This window comes from Carboxylicivirga fragile, from assembly GCF_050589805.1.
Taxonomy (GTDB): domain Bacteria; phylum Bacteroidota; class Bacteroidia; order Bacteroidales; family Marinilabiliaceae; genus Carboxylicivirga; species Carboxylicivirga fragile.
Window position 1 is genome coordinate 22,556 of sequence record NZ_JBNGOY010000052.1, and the last position, 20,379, is coordinate 42,934.

Here is a 20,379-nt window from a genome sequence, read left to right on the forward strand (position 1 = left end):
TAAACCTCGGTTCGTCCGAGGTTTTTTGTTTTTATACTTCTAGAAGCCAAACTCTAAACCAAGCTTAAAAGCCCAATTGTCGATGGCATTTTCGAGTTGATAAGGTCCATAACGATAATGCACCGACAAACCATATTGCAACATATAGCTGGAAAGGATATTCTTAAAATAGATTCCTGATTCGTAATACCCTTTATCAAAAGAAGATACATCATCTGGTGCTGTACCCCATGCAATATTGGTATTTAATACTATTTCAGGCTTCACCCTTCGGTTGGTGTTTAACGATAAAGGAATACCGTGACTTAGGTAAACAGCCGTAAATTCATCAGCAGCAAACTCGTTTAATCGCATTGTTCCAAAGGTATTGGCCACATGTATGGTAAAACTCTTGTACGAGCCAAAAGAACTGTATAAAAACGTACTCGGGTAATCACCATCAAGCTTTCCTCCCTGTGCACGAATTGTCGAATACATGGCATTGGGATATCGAAACGTTTTTTCAAGTTGCACTTCAACTTTATTATACTCAAAGCTTCGATTCTGCACTCCTTCGCCATAGGCAAAATTAAGCCAAACCATTGGATACTTCGTGCCTTCGGAAATTAAGCCAAGTGCCGTTTTAGTAAAAGTCTCACGATGTGCCCACTTTAACCTTATTTCAGCTTCCTTAAAGTCGAAATCAGGTGCAATTTGATCACTATCTAAAAAGATATATCGCTTTTGTGGCGACACATTTGCCTGTCGGTAATACAAGCCAGATTTGAAATATTTAAAAAACCGGAACTCAGTACCCACCTTAAATTCTCGCGTCCGATCCATTGTTTCGGTTAAAAAACCTCTGAATAACTCACTCGAACGCTTATTTATTCCATCCAGATAGGAATATGAACCAGTGGCAAAAACATCATCACGATACTCAAATATGTATTTATTCTCCTTATGTACATGGGGTGTCAGTTGAATCTCACCTCCATACTTCCATGTTTTATCACCAAATCCATAAGAGAAAAAACCTCCCGTTGAAAAATTCTCTGACATTCGTGGGCTTGTATATAAACCCATTCCCAGTTTCAATCCTTCAAAATCGTTGTAATCAATAAAACGCCGTAGGTCGAACTGAAAATTACCTGCCGGTATATATCCTCGAACAACAGACAATTGCATGTTAATTATCGCATCAAGATGCGCTTTCCGCCCTAAGCTATCAATCAAATGGTAAGTGGCCGAGTCTTTTGCAGACAAGGGCTCATAACGGTAAACGCCAACATTTGGCGCACTGCGTAAAATTGATGCATCCTCTAGGGTTATATTATCAAAATCCTTTTTGCTAAATCCGGGCTCGGTATTAATAGCTGTAACGTAACTTTTACCAGTTCCTATAAGCGGATATGGTAATTGATTGGTATTGCCAATGCTTCCAAATTCCAAACTACTTTCCAATTGCTTAGGAAACCATAAGCCATTAGCCACCGGTTGATAATTTTGTCTGATAAATAATTTTAAGCCATTCTCGGTTCCGGTCGTTTTGGCAGCCACCGTTTTAATGGCTGAACTTGACGCATGTATATGGAAAGTTCCAGTCAAGCCACGAAAGTTTCTATTCTTTTTAGGTTGATACGAAATGTAATGAATGGTATCGCCTACACTATTCACTAATGTATCAAGCAATTGGAATTTATACGAAGATAAACCCGCCTTTGAAGCAGGATTTAAATATTCACGGTCTAATAATTTAACATACTGATCGTAAAAGGAGAATGGTTGAAGCAAAGCTGGTAGCGAAGCCATGGTTGGTGTTCTTAATCCACTCACCCGGCCAGAAATAATTCGCTCTTTCTCAATACCTTTTTTTAGGTGTCGTTTTTCAGAAACAGACTCAAAAAGCATAAGGTAACTATCCTTATTAATTCCAAACTGCTTAACTTCAGGTGGCAATTGCTCATAATCAATATCCTTTGGCAAATCAAATTCCACATTCATTTTATGGTAGATAATACAGCTATAAGGATCATATGATGAGGGATTATGCTTCTTACTATTTTCAACCACTTTGCGCATTACAAGCAAGGCTGGGTTTTCTCCAGGCAAAATATTTATTTCGTCCAATTGGTATTGAAGTGGCTTAAGCTCAACATAGATATAAGGAGTAATCTGATCTTTCGCCAAACGATGTTGATAATAGCCCAGACAACTAAATTGCAAGTGATCAACTTCCTTTAAATTCCTTATTCTGAATTTACCATCAATATCAGTTATGGTTCCTTCCTGATCGCCATAAACCACATTCACAAATGGAATACCTTGATCGGTAAGTGCATCAACAACCTGTCCGGTTAATTCTTGTGCAACACTATTGGTTGGCATAAGTTGAACAAGAAACAAACAAAAAAACAGTTTGTTAAAATTCGCTTTTATAGCCTTGAAAAAAGTAGTTAACATGGGTATTTGGTTAATGACTTTATTTGCCTACTCGAAAATATAAAAAAAGAGCCATTAAATGACTCTTCCTAATATTCTATTTTACAAAACCGGCCTTTAAGCGCGTAATTTCTTTCGCACTTAAGTAACGCCACTTGCCTCGCGGTATGTTTTTCTTTGTTAAGCCTGCAAAATAAACACGGTCTAGTTTCATTACTTTATAACCTAAATGCTCAAACATACGACGAACAATTCGATTACGCCCCGAATGAATTTCAATTCCAACCTGCGTCTTATCTTCTTTCTCAACAAAACTAATGGCATCGGCATGAACCGGACCATCTTCCAGCGTTATCCCTTTTGCCAATTGATCAATGTGGCTTGCAAATACAGGTTTATCCAAAAACACATGGTATATCTTTTTTGCCTGATGTTTAGGGTGTGTCAAAACCTTCGTCAAGTCACCATCGTTGGTCAGCAATAACAAACCTGTGGTTTGTTTATCCAATCGCCCTACGGGATAAATTCTTTGGGTACAAGCCTCACGAACCAGATCCATAACTGTATGCTTGGCATGTTTATCCTCAAGCGTTGTTACAAAATCTTTTGGCTTGTTGAGTAAAACGTATATTTTTTCCTCCGCATTTAAACGCTTTCCCTTGTATTGTATATTATCTTTAAAAGAAACAATTGTACCCATTTGAGTCACAACTTTTCCATTAACCGATATTTCACCTTTGGCAATTAATTCATCCGCATCGCGTCGACTACAAACACCAGCATTCGCAACAAAACGATTCAAACGCATTGTTTCCTTTTCCGACTTAGCTGGCTCTTCCTTTTTAACAACTCGCTTTTTTGAAAATTCCGAAGATTTTGGACTTTCTCCCCGCCTCTCAAATTTCTTCCTATCTTCTCCTTTAGTACTATCACCATCCTGAAAATTTCGTCGTGGCTTGCGATTATTATTTCGTTCGTTACGCATCTATTTTATATGTAGTTATTGAATTTGCAAAGTTGAGAAAAAAACAGATGACATGACTCAGGTTTTATTAAAAATTTATGCCGTACATTTATTAATTCAATTTTTAATGACAAAACCAGGGTGAATAAGGTATAGCATCTTATAGAAAATGCATTTTTTTCACCTAAATAAATGAGGATTTGCAAGTTTAGGTTGTCAGTTATAAAAAAATCAATCATTTTTGCAGTTCCATTATAACAAATCAACATTTTTATGACATTAATTAAATCAATCTCTGGGATAAGGGGAACGATTGGAGGAAAAGTGGGTGATGGCTTATCACCACTAGATGTAGTTAAGTTTAGCTCAGCCTATGGACAATGGGTGAAAAAACGCCACGAAGGTAAATTAAAAGTTGTAGTTGGACGCGATGCTCGCATTTCGGGAGACATGGTGAAAAATCTTGTAATCGGCAGCTTGCAAGGCCTTGGAATAGACGTTGTAAATATTGGCTTAGCCACAACGCCAACAACTGAAATTGCCGTTACTGAAGAAAAAGCGCATGGTGGAATCATTTTAACAGCCAGCCATAATCCAAAACAATGGAATGCTTTAAAATTACTCAACGAGAATGGTGAATTCTTAACTGCAGCCGATGGTGCAGAGGTTCTGAAAATTGCGGAGGACGAAAGTTTCGAATTTGCAGAAGTTGATGAACTAGGAAAAGTTGAAGAAAACGATACATATACCGACTTCCACGTACAACATGTTCTAAACTTAGACATGGTTAATGTTGAAGCCATTAAAAATGCCAATTTTACAGTCGCCATCGATTGTGTGAATAGTGTTGGTGGAATTGCTATTCCTGCATTATTAAAAGCATTGAATGTAAAAAACACCATTGAATTATATACTGAACCTAACGGACAGTTCCCTCATAATCCTGAACCGCTTCCTGAACATTTAGTTGATATAGCTACAGCCATCAAAAAACAGAATGCAGATGTTGGTTTTGTTGTTGATCCTGATGTTGACAGACTAGCTATTGTCAACGAGGATGGATCCATGTTTGGAGAAGAGTACACATTGGTTGCAGTGGCTGATTATTTATTATCGCACAAAATTGGCAATACTGTTTCCAACCTTTCATCTTCGCGAGCATTGGCAGATGTAACACGTAACTATGGTGGTGAATATTCAGCATCGGCTGTTGGCGAAGTTAATGTAGTTGCCACAATGAAAGAAACCGATGCTATTATCGGTGGTGAAGGTAATGGTGGCGTAATCTATCCAGAAAGTCATTACGGAAGAGATTCTTTGGTTGGCATTGGTTTGTTCTTATCTCACTTAGCAGTTAGTGGTTTAAAATGTTCTGAGCTAAGAGCCAAATACCCAGAGTACTGTATCTCAAAAAACAAAATTCAGTTAACGCCTGAAATAGATACAGATAAAATACTTGAGAGCATTAAAAACAAGTATGCTAAAGAAGAGATTAATGACATTGATGGTTTAAAAATTGATTTTTCTGAAAGTTGGGTGCAACTTCGTAAATCGAACACTGAACCTATAATTCGAATTTATGCAGAAGCTAAATCGGCTGGCGAAGCTGATAAATTAGCTCAAAACATAATTGCAGATATTAAAGCATTGCTTTAAGAAGTATTTAACATCATTTAACAAAGAGCCCATTTTTTAATGGGCTTTTTTTGTTCTCAATAGTATCTTTTTAATTAATATCGTGCTTTCTATATCCATACTACAAAAAGATGAATAAAAGGTTATACTTCATTTTGGGTCTTTGTGTACTTGTCATAATTGTTGGCAGCATACTCATCCCAAGCAAAGAAAGCAATGAAAATTATCTGTATACAGATGTAAAAAAAGGAAATTTCATTGCTCAAATACACTCAACAGGTCAGCTTCAAACCGAAAACTCCGAACTAATAGTTTTGCCAAAAGAAATGTCAAGCAGGAACATTGACATTTATGAAATAAAGGTTTCCAACATTGTGGAAGAGGGAACTGAGGTAGATTCTGGAAGCTATGTAGCGACATTAGATCATGCGGCAGTTGAAGAGTTACGAACCAAGGCAAACGAAGAGTTAGAAACGGCATTAAATGCCTATGATGATGCTAAAATAGATACCAACCTTAATTTAAGCACACTTCGCGATGAACTACTCAATGCACATGTGGATTTGGAAGAAAAAAAGATTATTCTTGAACAGTCAATCTACGAATCTCCAGCGGTTAAACGTCAATCAAAACTTGATGTAGAACGCACACAAAGAGATTTAGAGCAAAAAAACAGAAACTATAAACTCAAGGAAAAGCAGGATGAATATAAAGTGTACCGTTCTTGGGAAAAAGTAAAGAAAAAGCAAGATAAAGTTGATGACATCAATAAGCTTTATAAGGTACTTGAGGTTAAGGCGCCAAAACCAGGTTTAGTTATTTATAGTTTCGATCGATTTGGTAAGAAAATTAAAGCAGGCTCCACAATTAGTCGTTGGCGTCCTCAATTAGCTGAATTGCCCGACTTATCATCTATGATTTCGAAAACCTTCATCAATGAAATAGATATATCGCAAATTAAAACCGGACAAAGTGTTAAGATAGGTATCGATGCCTTTCCTGAAAAAACATTTACCGGAGAAGTATTGTCTGTAGCCAACATTGGACAAGTAATACCTAGTGGGGATGCAAAGGTATTTGAAGTAGCCGTAAAAATAAACGGGACTGACAAAGACCTTCGTCCTGCCATGACGACTAGTAACATTATAAATACGGCCAGCTTAAATGATGTGTTTTACATACCCTTAGAATCTGTTTTTAGCAACGATTCGCTGAGTTATGTATTTGTTAAAGAAGGCTCAAGTACATTTCGAAAACAAATTGTTGAACTGGGCATACACAACGAAAACCATGTGGTTGTTTTAGATGGTTTAAAAATTGATGAAACTCTACTTTTAAACCAACCCGAAAAAGCGGAAGCACTCGACTATAATGGCTTGGAAATATACCAACGTCAAAAAGCGGCTCGAACTGACTCTATTGATAATAAATAAATCAGAATTTTATTTATAATGAGAAAAAATAAATCTCCCTATCAAACATACCTTCGATACGCTCATAATATTACAATAGCCATCGAAGCGATTCTTTCGAATAAAATGAAATCGCTTCTTACAGCATTGGGCATTATGTTTGGGGTTGCCGCTGTAATTAGCATGTTGGCAATTGGCAAAGGCGCTCAACAAGAAGTGCTTGAACAAATAAAACTCGTCGGCGTCAATAATATTATCATCACACCAGTAGATCAATCACTCGAAGGTAATGGCAGTGATTCTGGTGAAGAAAATAATAACAACAAAAAGTTTTCCAAAGGTTTGCACCAGATGGATGTTCAAGCCATCTACGAAACCATACCATCAGTTAAAAAAATCAGTCCGGTTGTCTCGCTAAATTATCATGCCATTAAAGAAGGTAAAAGTTACCCCGTAACACTTGAAGGCGTTGCGCCCGATTACTTTGAGATGCTTAACATTGAGCTTGGCACTGGTAAAAAGTTTAGCCAGCAGCAAACCAACAAAGGCATGCCAGTATGCATAATTGGCAACAACATTCGGAATCGCTTTTTCAATCAGGACAATCCTATTGGGCAGTATATTAAATGCGGTCAGGTTTGGCTTCAGGTTATAGGTACGATACAGAAAAGAGATTTTACCACTTCCGCCTCGGATGAAATGGGCATTAGCAGTAGCGATAATAAAATCATCATACCTTTCAAAACCATATTAATGCGTTTTAGAGATCGCGGCAACATTAACCCTGAGGTTATGGATAACATGGCTGGAGGCGGCTTTGTATTTTTCATGGGAGGTAATGGTGAAGAAGAAACTGAACAAAAGAAAACCACGACAAGCAATCAGTTAGACAAGATTATAGTTCAGGTTGAAGAAACAGAAAAACTTTCAGCAACGGCTGATGTCATTAAAAGACTCATATTGCGTCGCCATTCAAACATCTACGACTTTGAAGTCACCGTACCAGAACTTTTATTAAAGCAACAACAAAAAACCAATGAGATATTCAATATCGTACTTGGTGCCATCGCAGGCATTTCCCTTATTGTTGGGGGCATTGGAATTATGAACATTATGCTGGCCTCTGTTTGGGAGCGTATTCGTGAAATTGGAACACGACAAGCCATTGGTGCATCACGTAAGGACATTATTGTGCAATTTCTGGCGGAATCTACCTTGATAAGTATATCGGGCGGACTAATCGGAATAATACTAGGAGTACTGCTGGCACATTTAATCCATCTAACAGCAGACATTAAAACCATTGTATCTTTCTTTTCCGTCATTATTGCCTTTGGCGTATCTGCCACTGTCGGTATTATATTCGGATACATACCTGCCAAAAGTGCAGCTAACCAAGATCCTGTTGAATCACTAAGACATTAACATCATGCGATTATACACCATCATACTTCTATTCATTTTATTGGCACAAAATACCTTTGGTCAAAACCAAGCCAATAAGCAACAAATGCACCTTACACTTAATGAAGCCATTCAGCTTGCTAAGCTCCAGTCTTTATCAAGTTTCCGGTCTAAAAACATGTATTTAGCCAGCTATTGGGATTTCAGAAGTTATAAAGCATCGCAATTACCCGGACTAAGATTAAATACAACACCACTTAATTACGATCGATCAGTTACACCTCAATTTGTTGATGGTCAAATTAGATATGTTCCAACAGAAACGTTGTCTTCAGATGTGGGTTTATCTGTTAGTCAAAACATAACATTAACAGGTGGAACCTTAGGTGTAGAATCAAATGTACGACGTCTAGAAAACAATGGAACAGATGAGAATGGAGCAGATAAGAACACCGTCGACATAACCTCCGTACCAATAAGAATAAAATTCTCACAACCACTAACTGGATACAATAAGTTTAAATGGGAGTCAAAATTAAAACCACTCGAATTCGAAAAAGCAAAAAAATTATTTCTATCTGAGATGGAGGCTTTGTCAGAGAAAGCAGTTCGTGAGTTCTTTAACTCGGTGGGAGCCGAAATAGATCTGAAAATTGCGGAAATCAACCTTGCCAATGCTGACACTCTATACAAGATTGGAAAAGGTCGTTTTCAAATAGGTACAGTTACTCAGGACGAATTATTAGATTTAGAGTTGAGTTATTTGAATGCAAAGATATCAAAAACCAGAGCAGAAGTTAGTCTTAAACAAGCTCAAAACAGGCTAAATTCATTCCTCGGCTTTGACAAAGATTTAAAAATAATAGCTCTTATTCCTGATAATATTCCAGGGCTAAAAGTGAATGCTGACGAAGCGCTTGCTTTAGCCAAAGAAAACAATCCTGAAGTTTTAGATATGGAAGCCCGTCTCATTAGAGCCAATCATAATGTAGCAGAAAAGAAGGGAACAAGCGGCTTAAGTGCAGACCTAAGAGCTAACCTGGGTATTAATAAGCAGGCTGATAATATCACCGATGTATACAATGCACCATTCAGCGATGATCGAGGGCTTGGCGTAACCCTAAATGCACCAATACTTGATTGGGGAACCCGACGTGGTCAAATTCAAATGGCAAAATCTAATCGACAAGTAACTGAAGCGGAAGTTAAACAAGCCTTGATCGATTTTGAACAGGATGTAATAATGCAAATATTACAATTCAATCTTCAGGAAGAACTTGTCAACATTTCGGCCAAAGCCGATACTGTTGCTCAATTGGGATACAACGTTACCAAGCAGCGTTTCATGATCGATAAGGTGGATGTCATTAAGCTTAATGCAGCACAAAAATCTCTTGATGACGCAAAACGAAGTTACATCAACGCATTATCCGATTATTGGCGTGGCTATTATACCATACGTCAGATTACGCTTTTCGACTTCGAACGAAAAGAAACACTTATTAAGTCCTTGGATTATTTACTTGAACAATAGGTAAAAATGAACAAAAAAAAGATCGTCTATATATCAGGGTTTGTCATAATTCTTCTTGTCATTATCTGGCAGCCTTGGGCTTCTAAAAATAAATCGGAACAGATTACTCAAGTGCAAAAAGGACTATTTGAAACAATCGTTACTGCCACAGGTGAGTTAAAAGCTCAAGATGCCATGGACATCAAAGTACCAGAGGTTAGCTTTAATGAGGAAGTAGACATATGGGCAATGAAAATCCTCAGCTTGATTGAGGAAGGGAAAATTGTAAAAAAAGGCGAAGAAGTTGCTAAGCTTGAACCAACCGAGGTTGAAGAGAATTTAGCTAGCGTAACTGAAAAGCTTAACGAGCAATACACGTTTGTGGAAGATGCTAAGATCGATTCAAGCCTGGCATTGGCTGCATCGAGAGAAACAATTCAGAAGGAACACGATCGTGTACTTGACTCTGAACTCAAGGTCGAACAGTCGTCGTTTGAATCAAAGGCCATTCAACGTCAAACACAAATTGAGTTTGAAAAAGCGCAACGAGCTTTATTAAAAGCTCAACGCGATTTAATTACTAAAACGCAAAAGCATAAATCAAGGATAGCACGAAGTCAACGCAGGGTTAATCGATATGAAAACAAACAAAAACTACTTGAACAATTAAGAAGTGAATTAACAATTGTATCTCCTGCCGACGGTATGATTATCTATGGTACTGGTTACAATGGTCAAAAAGTAAAAGTTGGATCGCGAGTGGGTCGCTGGATGCCATTGATTGCAACGCTTCCCGATTTAAGTTCTATCATATCAGAGATGCAAGTAAAGGAAATTGACATTGCTAAGATTAAAACCAATCAACAGGTGGAAATTAAAATTGATGCCTTTCCTAAAAAATCATTCAAAGGTGAAATATTAAGCATTGCTAATGTTGGCCAAAACAATCCTGGCGAATTCCAAAATAGCTTCAAGGTAATCGTTAAGCTCTCTGATTACAAAGAAACCCTTTTACCGGGTATGACAACAACTAATACCATAATCACCAACTCCATTACTGATGCACTTTTTGTTGATAAAAAAGCAGTTTTTGGCAACGATACCTTACGCTATGTTGTCATAAAGGATGGTTTTCAGACCAAACGACAAGAAATTAAAGTTAATCTCGAAAATGAAGATTTCTTTCAAATCACTGAAGGCTTGCAAGAGAGAGATAAAGTTCTTCTGAACGCTCCTGATAATGTTAGTGAATTACCTTTATTGCGTTTGTAATAATCGTGTTTTATTATAAAAAACATCATACTTTAAGACACAGGTACAAATGCCATCTCGGCAAGCTCGATGAGCAGATAACAACCAAGTCGGTGACCGAGAATAGCCGAGGTCTTGGTTAATAACAACAACAACCTAGTTGCAGAATAGCTCACCGAGGTAGGTTGCCGAGCCTGCCGAGGCAAAACGGAACGGTTCTTTTTTTTTCATCTAGCCATAAAGAACCGTATCCTAAACTAATATAGCTTGTCATATTGTCACCTTACCTGACAAAGTTTTTAAGTCTACAATTAAGTTCCTGTCATTATTACTTGAAAAAACACTATTTCCCTCTTGGCACACCATTTGATTAAAAGGCTCGTGTAATTCAAAACTAAAAACAAAAAATATAAATATATAGCAATGGGAAAAATTATTGGTATAGACTTAGGAACAACCAACTCGTGTGTATCCGTAATGGAGGGAAACGAGCCAGTTGTAATTCCAAATAGCGAAGGAAAGAGAACAACACCATCAATTGTAGCATTTATCGAAGGTGGTGAGCGTAAAGTAGGTGATCCTGCAAAACGTCAGGCAATTACTAACCCTGAAAAAACGATTTATTCGATTAAGCGTTTCATGGGTTCGATGTTTGATGAGATTCCTAACGAAGTAACACGTGTACCATATAAGGTTGTAAAAGGTGACAATAACACACCTCGCGTTCAAATCGACGACCGTCAGTATTCATCACAAGAAATTTCAGCAATGGTTCTTCAGAAAATGAAGAAGACAGCTGAAGATTATTTGGGTCAGGAAGTAACAGAGGCAGTGGTAACTGTTCCTGCTTATTTCAACGATGCACAGCGTCAGGCTACTAAAGAAGCTGGTGAAATTGCTGGTTTGAAAGTTAGCCGTATCATCAACGAACCTACAGCAGCAGCTTTAGCTTATGGTTTAGACAAGATGGATCGCGACATGAAAGTGGCCGTATTCGATCTTGGTGGTGGTACTTTCGATATCTCAGTACTTGAATTAGGTGATGGTGTATTCGAAGTAAAATCAACGAATGGTGACACTCACCTTGGTGGTGATGACTTTGATGATGCAATCATCAACTGGTTAGCTGATGAATTCTTGAAAGATGAAAACATCGACCTACGTAAAGACCCAATGGCGCTTCAACGTTTGAAAGATGCTGCTGAAAAAGCTAAGATTGAATTATCAAGTTCTACAAGTACAGAAATCAACTTGCCATATATCATGCCAGTTGACGGTATTCCAAAACACTTGGTTCGTTCATTATCACGTGCACAATTCGAGCAAATTACTGACAAACTAATTCAGAATACAATTGAGCCTTGCAAGGCAGCTTTAAAAGATGCTGGTTTATCACCATCTGACATTGATGAAGTTATCTTAGTAGGTGGTTCAACACGTATACCTGCAATCCAGGAAGTTGTTAAGGAATATTTCGGTAAAGCGCCTTCAAAAGGTGTTAACCCTGATGAAGTTGTAGCCGTTGGTGCAGCTATTCAAGGTGGTGTATTAACTGGTGAAGTTAAGGATGTATTGTTATTAGATGTTACGCCGCTTTCATTGGGTATTGAAACAATGGGTAGTGTAATGACTAAGTTGATTGAAGCTAACACTACTATTCCGAGCAAGAAATCAGAGACATTTACAACAGCAGTTGATAACCAGCCATCGGTTGAGATTCACGTATTGCAAGGTGAGCGTTCAATGGCTAAGGATAATAAAACAATTGGTCGTTTCCACCTTGATGGAATTCCACCAGCACCACGTGCAACACCGCAGATCGAAGTAACTTTCGATATTGATGCAAATGGGATCCTACATGTTACTGCAAAAGATAAAGCAACCGGTAAAGAGCAGAGTATTCGTATCGAAGCTTCTTCTGGTTTATCTGATGAAGAAATTCAACGCATGAAGGATGAAGCTGAAGCTAATGCTGAAGCGGATAAGCAGGAAAAAGAAAAAATCGATAAGTTGAATGGTGCTGATAGTTTGATTTTCCAAACTGAAAAGCAACTTAAGGAGTTTGGCGACAAATTACCAGCTGACAAAAAACAACCTATCGAAGCAGCTGTTGAGAAGTTAAAAGAAGCTCACAAAGCTCAAGATTTGGAAGCAATTGAAGCAGCAACAACTGAGTTAAATACAGTTTTCCAGGCGGCATCTCAAGAGATGTACAATGCCAGCCAAGCCGAAGGTGGACAACCAGGATCTGATGCAGGAGCGCAACCAGGACCAGATGCTGGACAACAAGGCGGTAAAGACGACGAAGTAACCGACGTTGATTTCGAAGAAGTGAAATAATTCTTCAATTAGCATATAAGCTTAAAAAGTCCTCAATTAAGAGGACTTTTTTTTTGTATTTTTGAAACTGTTTTGGAATTAATGAGTAACCAAAAACAGGTAGTAGATGTTGTTCATTATATTTCAAAATAAGATTTCAATAAAAAATTATATAAAATGCGAATCAAATATTTCCTTTTCATTATTTCAATCTTCTGTTCATCGTTAGCCACTGCGCAAACAACAGATGTTTTTGGCAATAAAGTACCATCTAAGAAAAAAGTGGTAGCCCCTATCCCAGCGGATTATAATAAAACTGACGCTAAGGGGATGAAACAAGGAAAATGGGAAAAAAGATATACGAGTGGGGCACCTCTCTACACGGCTACATTTAAAGATGACAAACCAGTTAGAGAATACATCAGATATTATCCGAATGGAAAAATGAGTATGCGCATTGTTTACGATGCCGAAGGTGTTAATGGAGAAGCCGAATTATTCGATGATAAAGAAGAATTAGCGTCAAAAGGAAAATTTGTAGGCAAAAGTAAAGAAGGAACCTGGACTTATTATACTGCAAAACAGGTCATCGCTTCCACCGAAGAATTTGTTAACAACAAGAAACATGGCAAGGCCCTTGTGTATTACCCCGATGGTAAAATAGCTGAAACCTATGCTTACAATAAGGGTTTAAAGCATGGCGAATGGAATAAGTTCTTTCAAAGTGGAGCCGTTTTATTAAAAGCTGAGTACATAAATGATTTGTTGGAAGGAAAATACTTATACTATTTCGAAGGTGGTCAATTAGAAATAGATGCTAGCTATAAAAATGATAAAGAAGATGGTAAATGGACTTTTTATTTTGAGGATGGAAAAGTCAATTACATCTTAAAATATAAGGATGGTGTTCTTTTAAATCCGGAAGTCATTGAGGAACGAAAAGCCAAGGAGAAAGCTGAATTCGAGAAAAATAAGCATCTGATTAAAGATCCTGAAAAAATGAAAAACAACCCGGATGAATACATTCGTTAAAACAAACACCATATTACGCCTCACTACTTTCATTTGCCTGATAATTGTGGCCAACACATTTATTGCAAATGCACAAGGCGATGGCTATCTTGTTTCCTTTAGCGATAAAAACCATTCTGAATACAGCCTTGATAAACCCTTAGCTTTTTTATCGGCACGTGCTATTGAGAGGCGCGTTAAACAAAACATTGCAATTACCCAAGAAGACTTACCGGTATCTTCGTACTATACCGATAGTTTAAAGCGTCTTGGTATCTCAGTTAAGCACACCAGCAAATGGTTAAATGCAGCCATTGTTTTTTCTTCTGATCAGGAATTAATGGATACGCTCAGTCGGGTAAGTTTTATTACTTCGCTTGAGAAAACAAAAGCACCAACAACAGCAAGTAGCTCGATTAAGAAAGATCCAATCATTAGTGACGTACTAAAAAGCGAAGCCGTCAATGACTACGGAGCCGCTTGGACGCAAATAAGCACCATCAACGGACATAAGCTACACGAGAAAGATTTAAAAGGAAAAGATATTCATATTGCAGTAATTGATGCTGGCTTTGATTCTGCTGATCAACTACCATCCTTACTCCACCTTTGGGATAATAATCAAATATTGGGTACCAAAGATTTTGTAGACCCTAATTCAAATATCTTTAATGAAAATGACCATGGCATGATGGTTCTATCCATTATGGGTGGCCATATTCCTGGCACTTACATGGGAACGGCACCCGATGCCAGCTATTGGTTAATTCGTTCCGAAGACGCTGGTTCGGAGACTCCCATTGAAGCAGATTATTGGGTTTGCGCTGCCGAATTCGCAGATAGTGCGGGTGTTGATATTATAAACAGTTCGCTAGGATACTATAAGTTTGATGCCCCCTTTAATAGTTATACTTATGCTGACATGATTGGTACAACAAGAGCTTCGCATGCTGCAAGTATTGCCGCTTCTAAAGGAATGCTCGTTGTTGTTAGTGCCGGAAATGAGGGTAGCAGTTCGTGGAAATACATTGGCGCTCCTGCTGATGCTAGTAACATTTTATCCATTGGTGCCATGCAAAGTGATAGCACTAGAGCCAGCTTTTCATCGTACGGTCCCACTTTTGATCAACGCTTAAAACCTGAATTAACAGCTTTAGGTTATAAGACGGCGGTTCAAAGTACCAATGGTGGTATTCGTTTAGGTAATGGTACTTCTTTTTCAGCGCCAGTGGTTGCAGGAATGGCAGCTTGTCTTTGGCAAGCCCTACCTGAATACACTTCAAATGAGATAATGGATATTATTATAGCAAGTTGTCATAATGTGCTTAAGCCAGATTATTCCTTGGGGAATGGTGTACCTGATTTTAATCTGGCATTAAAAACTGATATTCCTTTTATTGAGACACAAGATAAGACATGGCGCGTAAGCCCAAATCCTTTCAAAGGGAAACTAACGATTCAAAACATGAATACATCTGCACTAAACGGGGCAGTACGAGTATCGCTATACGACCTTGTAGGCAAATTAAAAATAAGCAAGGCATACGAAAATAAAAATTGCTTTGAATTAGATCAATTATCGCATCTTCCCTCAGGTTTATACCTATTGCTAATCGAGAATGGTAATGATCGACAGCATTTTAAAGTCATGAAACAATAAGATATGGCTGAACAGTTAACACTTCTGCAATTAAACGAACAGGTAAAAAATAACATTAAGCGTTCCTTTCCGGATACCTACTGGGTTATTGCCGAAATTAGTGAAATAAGAACTGTAAGAAGTGGTCACTGCTATATAGAGCTAATTGAAAAAGACGAAGAATCGGATAACATTGTTGCCAAATCCAGAGCTACAATTTGGGCATTTACTTACCGAATGCTCAAACCGTACTTTGAAACAAGTACAAAACAGCAATTGGAAAGTGGTCTAAAGATTCTAGTTAAGGTTAGTATTGAGTTTCAAGAGGTTTATGGTTTTAGTCTTAACATTAAAGACATTGATCCCTCCTACACACTTGGCGACATTGCTAAAAAGAAGCTGGACATAATTCGTCAACTTGAAGAGGAAGGTGTAATAGACATGAATAAAGAGGTAGAACTTACTGCTCTTCCTCAAAAATTGGCAATTATATCCTCACCCACAGCAGCGGGTTATGAAGACTTTATAAACCAGTTAAACAATAATCCATCTGGTTTTAAAATATATCACCATCTTTTTACGGCGATAATGCAGGGTAACGATGCTGAACAATCGATAATCTCAGCCCTTGAACGAATTTACGAACATGAAGCTACATTTGATGCTGTAATACTAATTCGAGGTGGAGGATCAACAGCTGACCTTATGTGTTTCGACAGTTATGTATTGGCCATTAACATAGCCCAATTTCCTTTACCAATAATTACAGGCATTGGTCACGAGCGTGATGAATCCATTGCCGATTTGGTGGCTCATACCAAACTAAAAACACCAACTGCAGTAGCCGAATTTATTATTGATCGTTTTGAAAATTTCAAGGCTTACCTTGATGATTTGCAAGGGCAAATAATAAATATAACACAACAGCAATTGGCAAGCAGCAAACATCAATTAGAGTTGGCAACAAGCGCTCTTAAACCTTTGGTTTCGAAAATACTTTTGAAACAGAAACGCAAACCTGTTGAAGCCGCTCAACGTTTAAGTTTTTCTGTAAAATCATACTTCGAAACACAACACTCCAATTTTTCTCACATCAAGGAATCCATACTTTACCAGACAAAAAAACAAGTACAAGTAAAAACGCAAAAGTGTGAATTTCAAAAGGCACAACTAAAACTAGAACTTGCTTCGTTTATAAAAAACAAACAACAACAATTGATTTTGGCCGAAAAAACAAATGCCCTTTCATCTCCTGAAAATATTTTAAAGAAAGGCTACAGTATATCTTATAAAAACAACAAGCCTATCAAGGGTAGTAAAGGCTTAGTTATAGGTGACGAGATATACACTCAGCTCAAGGAAGGAAGCTTTATCAGTCGCATTGAAAAATTAAATGACTAAAGAGGGTTAAATAATCAATGCTTTTTATATTTTTAGTTCGTTTTAACAGGGGAATAACACGTATAAATGATATTTAATCCAAATCTATCTAGGTTCTTGGTGCTGGTGATATTAGTATCTAATATTTATTGTAAAAACAGTAGCGCTCAATCTGTCAGCTCAAGCCAGTCGGCGGCACACTACCTCGAACAAATCAACGATTCTACATCTAAGGATAAAATTATTGAGCTATGTAATTTGGCTATCAATGAATTATCTGAAAAAGAATCGGACCCAATCAAATTTCAAACCTACCTGAATACTGGTATCGTATTGTATGAAAATAATTTCTATAATGAGGCAACTGATGTACTTATTTTAGCCACTTCGTACAGAGACGTTATTAACGAAATAGATAAAATAGGCGAAGCATACAATTACCTGGGCTGGATTGCATCCGCTAATAATGAATACGATTCTGCCATTTCATATTTAAACGAAGCTAGTTCATATTATTTAGATTCAGATAAAAAACTTAAACTAGGAAACGCACAGAATAGCATTGGAGCCATGTATTGGTATCAGCGTAATTACTCCAAGGCATTAAGCTCTTTCAATCAGGTATTACAAATTGGTGAAACCATTGATGATTCGGAATTATTAATCAAGGCCCTTACAAACAAGGGCGTCGTACTTAACCAATTGGCGCAATACAACGAGGCATTAATCTGTCTCGAACGGGCTTTAGAACTTAACCAACTTAATAACAATACTAGAAGTAAAGCAAGTTTACTTAACAACTTGGGCAATGTATTGTATTCGCTAAAACAATATGATTCTGCCATTCGTAACTACCGCGAATCACTTAAAATATATAACGCTCTGAACGATGCCAAAGGCATTAGCGATTGTTACAATAATATCGGTGAAGTATTTCTTGAATTGGGCGATGTGCAATCCGCACTCGACAACTACACTATTTCCTTGTCGCATAACAACGATGAAACCGATAGCGCAGACATAGCCGTTGCATATGTGAATATAGGACGAGCTCACCAAACAGGAAAACACTTCAATAAGGCCATTACCTACTTTGAGAAAGCTTTAAAAATACTTGTCAATTTTAACGATCCAGCGCTACAAGCTGAAACCTATCTTCACCTTGGACAAACCGTTTTATCTTATAACGATTATTCTCAAGCCGAGCATTACCTTGAAAAATCAAAAAATCTGGCCATTAAGTATAGTGAAAAAACAATATTGTCACAATGTTATAATAGCTTATCTGATCTGTACAAAAAACAGTATAACTACAAACAGGCCTTACACTATAAAACACTTCATGTCGAAATAAAGGATTCTCTAACTGACGAAAAGGCTATTGCCAATAGCGTTCGTATGGAAGCAGTATATAATTTGCTTCAGAAAGAAGAAACCATTTCAAAGTTGGAGCAAGAAAACATTCATAAATCATTAGATTTAACAAAAGCTGAAAGTACCCGAACCATTTATCTTATAGTAAGCATTGCCTTGCTCATTTTTCTAATAATACTTTTCTTATTGTTCAGATTGAGGCGAAACACTAGTCGTCAATTAAAAGAAAAAAATGAAGAACTAGGTCAATTAAATGCAACTAAAGATAAATTTTTCTCCATTATTGCACATGATTTAAAGAGTCCTTTCAGCTCATTGATGGGCTTTGCTGAAATGCTTGCTTTGCATGCAGAATCAAAAAACAATAAAGAAGTTATCGAATATTCTCAGATAATACACTCTTCGACTAAACGTCTTTTAAGCTTGGTTGAAAACTTATTACAATGGTCACGAACACAACTGGGTACTACAGAATACAATCCTGCTCTTTTAGATATTTCAATCCATACGCATAATATTGTAACTTTACTGCGCTTGAATGCTGAAGAAAAAGACATTGTTATAAGTCCAAAGGTTGAAAAAGAATTGGTGGCCTGGGCTGATCTTAATCTGTTCAGCACTGTTTTACGTAATCTAATAAGCAATGCCATTAAATTCTCAAGGGTGGGTAGTGTAATCTATGTTGCCGCGTCTAAAAAAGGTGAAATGGTGGAAGTCACCATTACAGATTCAGGTGTTGGCATGCGACAGGAAAACCTTGAAAAACTTTTCCAGGTAGATTCAACATTTTCAACCAAAGGAACGTTTAATGAAAAAGGGACTGGCATCGGGCTTGTTCTATGTAAAGAATTTGTTGAAATTAATAAAGGAACCATCTGGGCCGAAAGCGCACTGGAAAAAGGTAGCAAATTTTATTTCACATTACCAATTGACAAAACAGAGTAATAAAACATGACAAACCCCAAATTAACATACAAAGAAGCTGTTGGTGAAATAGAAGACATTCTGCAGCAAATAGAGAATGAAGAGTTAGATGTTGATGAGTTATCATCAAAAGTAAAGCGCGTTAGTGCACTTATTAAAACTTGCAAAGATAAACTTCACAAAACCGAAGTAGAAGTTGAAAAAATATTAAAATCGATTGATGAATAGAAAAGGAGGCTAAGCCTCCTTTTTATTTACTATTTCATTAGAAATTCAAAATCACTATCAGCTTGCACTTCATATGGATCAACTCCATATTTAAAAATTCGCAATGAAAGATCTCCAATATAACCAATCTTACCTTTCTCAAAAGTAAACATACAACCTTCACGTAAACCTACCACAGTTGTTTCCCTGTTAAGCTCTAAAAACTCCATAATACGATCTTCACGCGTCTCACCGCCATGACCTTCAGGATTAGCATCAAGGTAGTGCGGATTAATTTGGAAAGGAATCATGTTTAAAGCATCAAAGCCTAACGGATCAATGATTGGCATATCATTGGTTGTTTTTATAGTTGGGCAAGCGAGATTTGAACCTGCACTCCAACCAATGTATTTAGTGCCGCCAAATACTTTTTTACGAATTGGTTCAGTTAATTTATTATCATGAATCATTCGCAATAATTGCCACGTACTTCCTCCACCAACAACTATAGCTTCCGCTTCTTCTACTGCCTTTACCGGATCATCAAAGCGATGTATTGAAACCACATCGTGCCCCACTTCATTAAAACGACTCTTTACTTTTGCTTCATAGTCGTTAAACGACACAGTTACACCGGCATAAGGAATAAAAAGACAAGTTGTTTTTTCTTTCCCTAAGAAGTCAGAAATATTCTGTTTTGGATAATCCAAATAGGCCTCACCAGCCATGGTTGAGTTACTTATTAACAATAAATTCATCGTACACTTTTTTATTAATTGAGGGTATTAATATAAGTAATAAAGAGGAGGTATAAAATTGAGTGAAGTATATAAACGCAAAAAAGAGCAACCACATTGTGATTGCTCTTTTCTTAAAAAAAGGCGGTGACCTACTCTCCCACTTCTACGCAGTACCATCGGCGCTA

The 20,379-nt window shown here is 37.4% G+C and carries 14 protein-coding genes; 11 read left to right on the forward strand and 3 right to left on the reverse strand.

Annotated elements, in window-relative coordinates; genetic code table 11:
• Positions 1-39 precede the first annotated feature (39 nt).
• Together ACRD7B_RS18940 and ACRD7B_RS18945 are read right to left on the reverse strand one after the other, a co-directional pair.
• Complete coding sequence (locus ACRD7B_RS18940; protein WP_430826207.1) at positions 40-2,367, reverse strand: DUF5686 and carboxypeptidase-like regulatory domain-containing protein; 2,328 nt, start codon at positions 2,365-2,367, stop codon at positions 40-42.
• Between the two features lie 151 nt (positions 2,368-2,518).
• Positions 2,519-3,406: a pseudouridine synthase gene (locus tag ACRD7B_RS18945; protein WP_430826208.1), complete on the reverse strand. Its 888-nt coding sequence runs from the start codon at positions 3,404-3,406 to the stop codon at positions 2,519-2,521.
• A 252-nt stretch (positions 3,407-3,658) separates the two neighbouring features.
• On the opposite strand from ACRD7B_RS18945, the gene glmM reads away from it, so the two are divergent.
• The 11 genes from glmM to xseB all read left to right on the forward strand — a co-directional run bounded on the left by glmM (position 3,659) and on the right by xseB (position 19,475).
• Positions 3,659-5,041: a phosphoglucosamine mutase gene (glmM, locus tag ACRD7B_RS18950; RefSeq protein WP_430826209.1), complete on the forward strand. Its 1,383-nt coding sequence runs from the start codon at positions 3,659-3,661 to the stop codon at positions 5,039-5,041.
• Positions 5,042-5,151: 110 nt separating this feature from the next.
• A complete protein-coding gene (locus ACRD7B_RS18955; protein WP_430826210.1) occupies positions 5,152-6,453 on the forward strand; it encodes an efflux RND transporter periplasmic adaptor subunit in 1,302 nt (433 codons plus the stop codon).
• 18 nt (positions 6,454-6,471) lie between these two features.
• Positions 6,472-7,857, forward strand: coding sequence for an ABC transporter permease (locus ACRD7B_RS18960; RefSeq protein ID WP_430826211.1), 1,386 nt, complete (start codon positions 6,472-6,474; stop codon positions 7,855-7,857).
• Positions 7,858-7,861: 4 nt separating this feature from the next.
• Positions 7,862-9,370: a TolC family protein gene (locus ACRD7B_RS18965; protein ID WP_430826212.1), complete on the forward strand. Its 1,509-nt coding sequence runs from the start codon at positions 7,862-7,864 to the stop codon at positions 9,368-9,370.
• A gap of 6 nt (positions 9,371-9,376) precedes the next feature.
• Positions 9,377-10,621, forward strand: coding sequence for an efflux RND transporter periplasmic adaptor subunit (locus ACRD7B_RS18970; RefSeq protein WP_430826213.1), 1,245 nt, complete (start codon positions 9,377-9,379; stop codon positions 10,619-10,621).
• Positions 10,622-11,023: 402 nt separating this feature from the next.
• Positions 11,024-12,940 carry a molecular chaperone DnaK gene (dnaK, locus tag ACRD7B_RS18975; protein ID WP_430826214.1) on the forward strand — a complete coding sequence of 639 codons (1,917 nt, stop codon included), beginning with the start codon at positions 11,024-11,026 and terminating at the stop codon, positions 12,938-12,940.
• A gap of 156 nt (positions 12,941-13,096) precedes the next feature.
• Positions 13,097-13,951, forward strand: coding sequence for a toxin-antitoxin system YwqK family antitoxin (locus ACRD7B_RS18980; RefSeq protein WP_430826215.1), 855 nt, complete (start codon positions 13,097-13,099; stop codon positions 13,949-13,951).
• Complete coding sequence (locus tag ACRD7B_RS18985) at positions 13,935-15,590, forward strand: S8 family serine peptidase (RefSeq protein ID WP_430826216.1); 1,656 nt, start codon at positions 13,935-13,937, stop codon at positions 15,588-15,590. The genes ACRD7B_RS18980 and ACRD7B_RS18985 overlap by 17 nt, the downstream gene beginning before the upstream one ends.
• Positions 15,591-15,593: 3 nt before the next feature.
• Positions 15,594-16,970 carry an exodeoxyribonuclease VII large subunit gene (gene xseA, locus ACRD7B_RS18990; RefSeq protein WP_430826217.1) on the forward strand — a complete coding sequence of 459 codons (1,377 nt, stop codon included), beginning with the start codon at positions 15,594-15,596 and terminating at the stop codon, positions 16,968-16,970.
• Between the two features lie 66 nt (positions 16,971-17,036).
• Positions 17,037-19,268, forward strand: coding sequence for a tetratricopeptide repeat-containing sensor histidine kinase (locus ACRD7B_RS18995; protein WP_430826218.1), 2,232 nt, complete (start codon positions 17,037-17,039; stop codon positions 19,266-19,268).
• A 6-nt stretch (positions 19,269-19,274) separates the two neighbouring features.
• Positions 19,275-19,475 carry an exodeoxyribonuclease VII small subunit gene (gene xseB, locus ACRD7B_RS19000; RefSeq protein WP_430826219.1) on the forward strand — a complete coding sequence of 67 codons (201 nt, stop codon included), beginning with the start codon at positions 19,275-19,277 and terminating at the stop codon, positions 19,473-19,475.
• A gap of 29 nt (positions 19,476-19,504) precedes the next feature.
• Here the strand turns inward: xseB and pepE are convergent, their stop codons facing one another.
• The gene (pepE, locus tag ACRD7B_RS19005; RefSeq protein ID WP_430826220.1) at positions 19,505-20,212 is read right to left on the reverse strand and encodes a dipeptidase PepE; all 708 of its coding nucleotides are present in this window, start codon (positions 20,210-20,212) and stop codon (positions 19,505-19,507) included.
• Between the last annotated feature and the right edge of the window lie 167 nt (positions 20,213-20,379).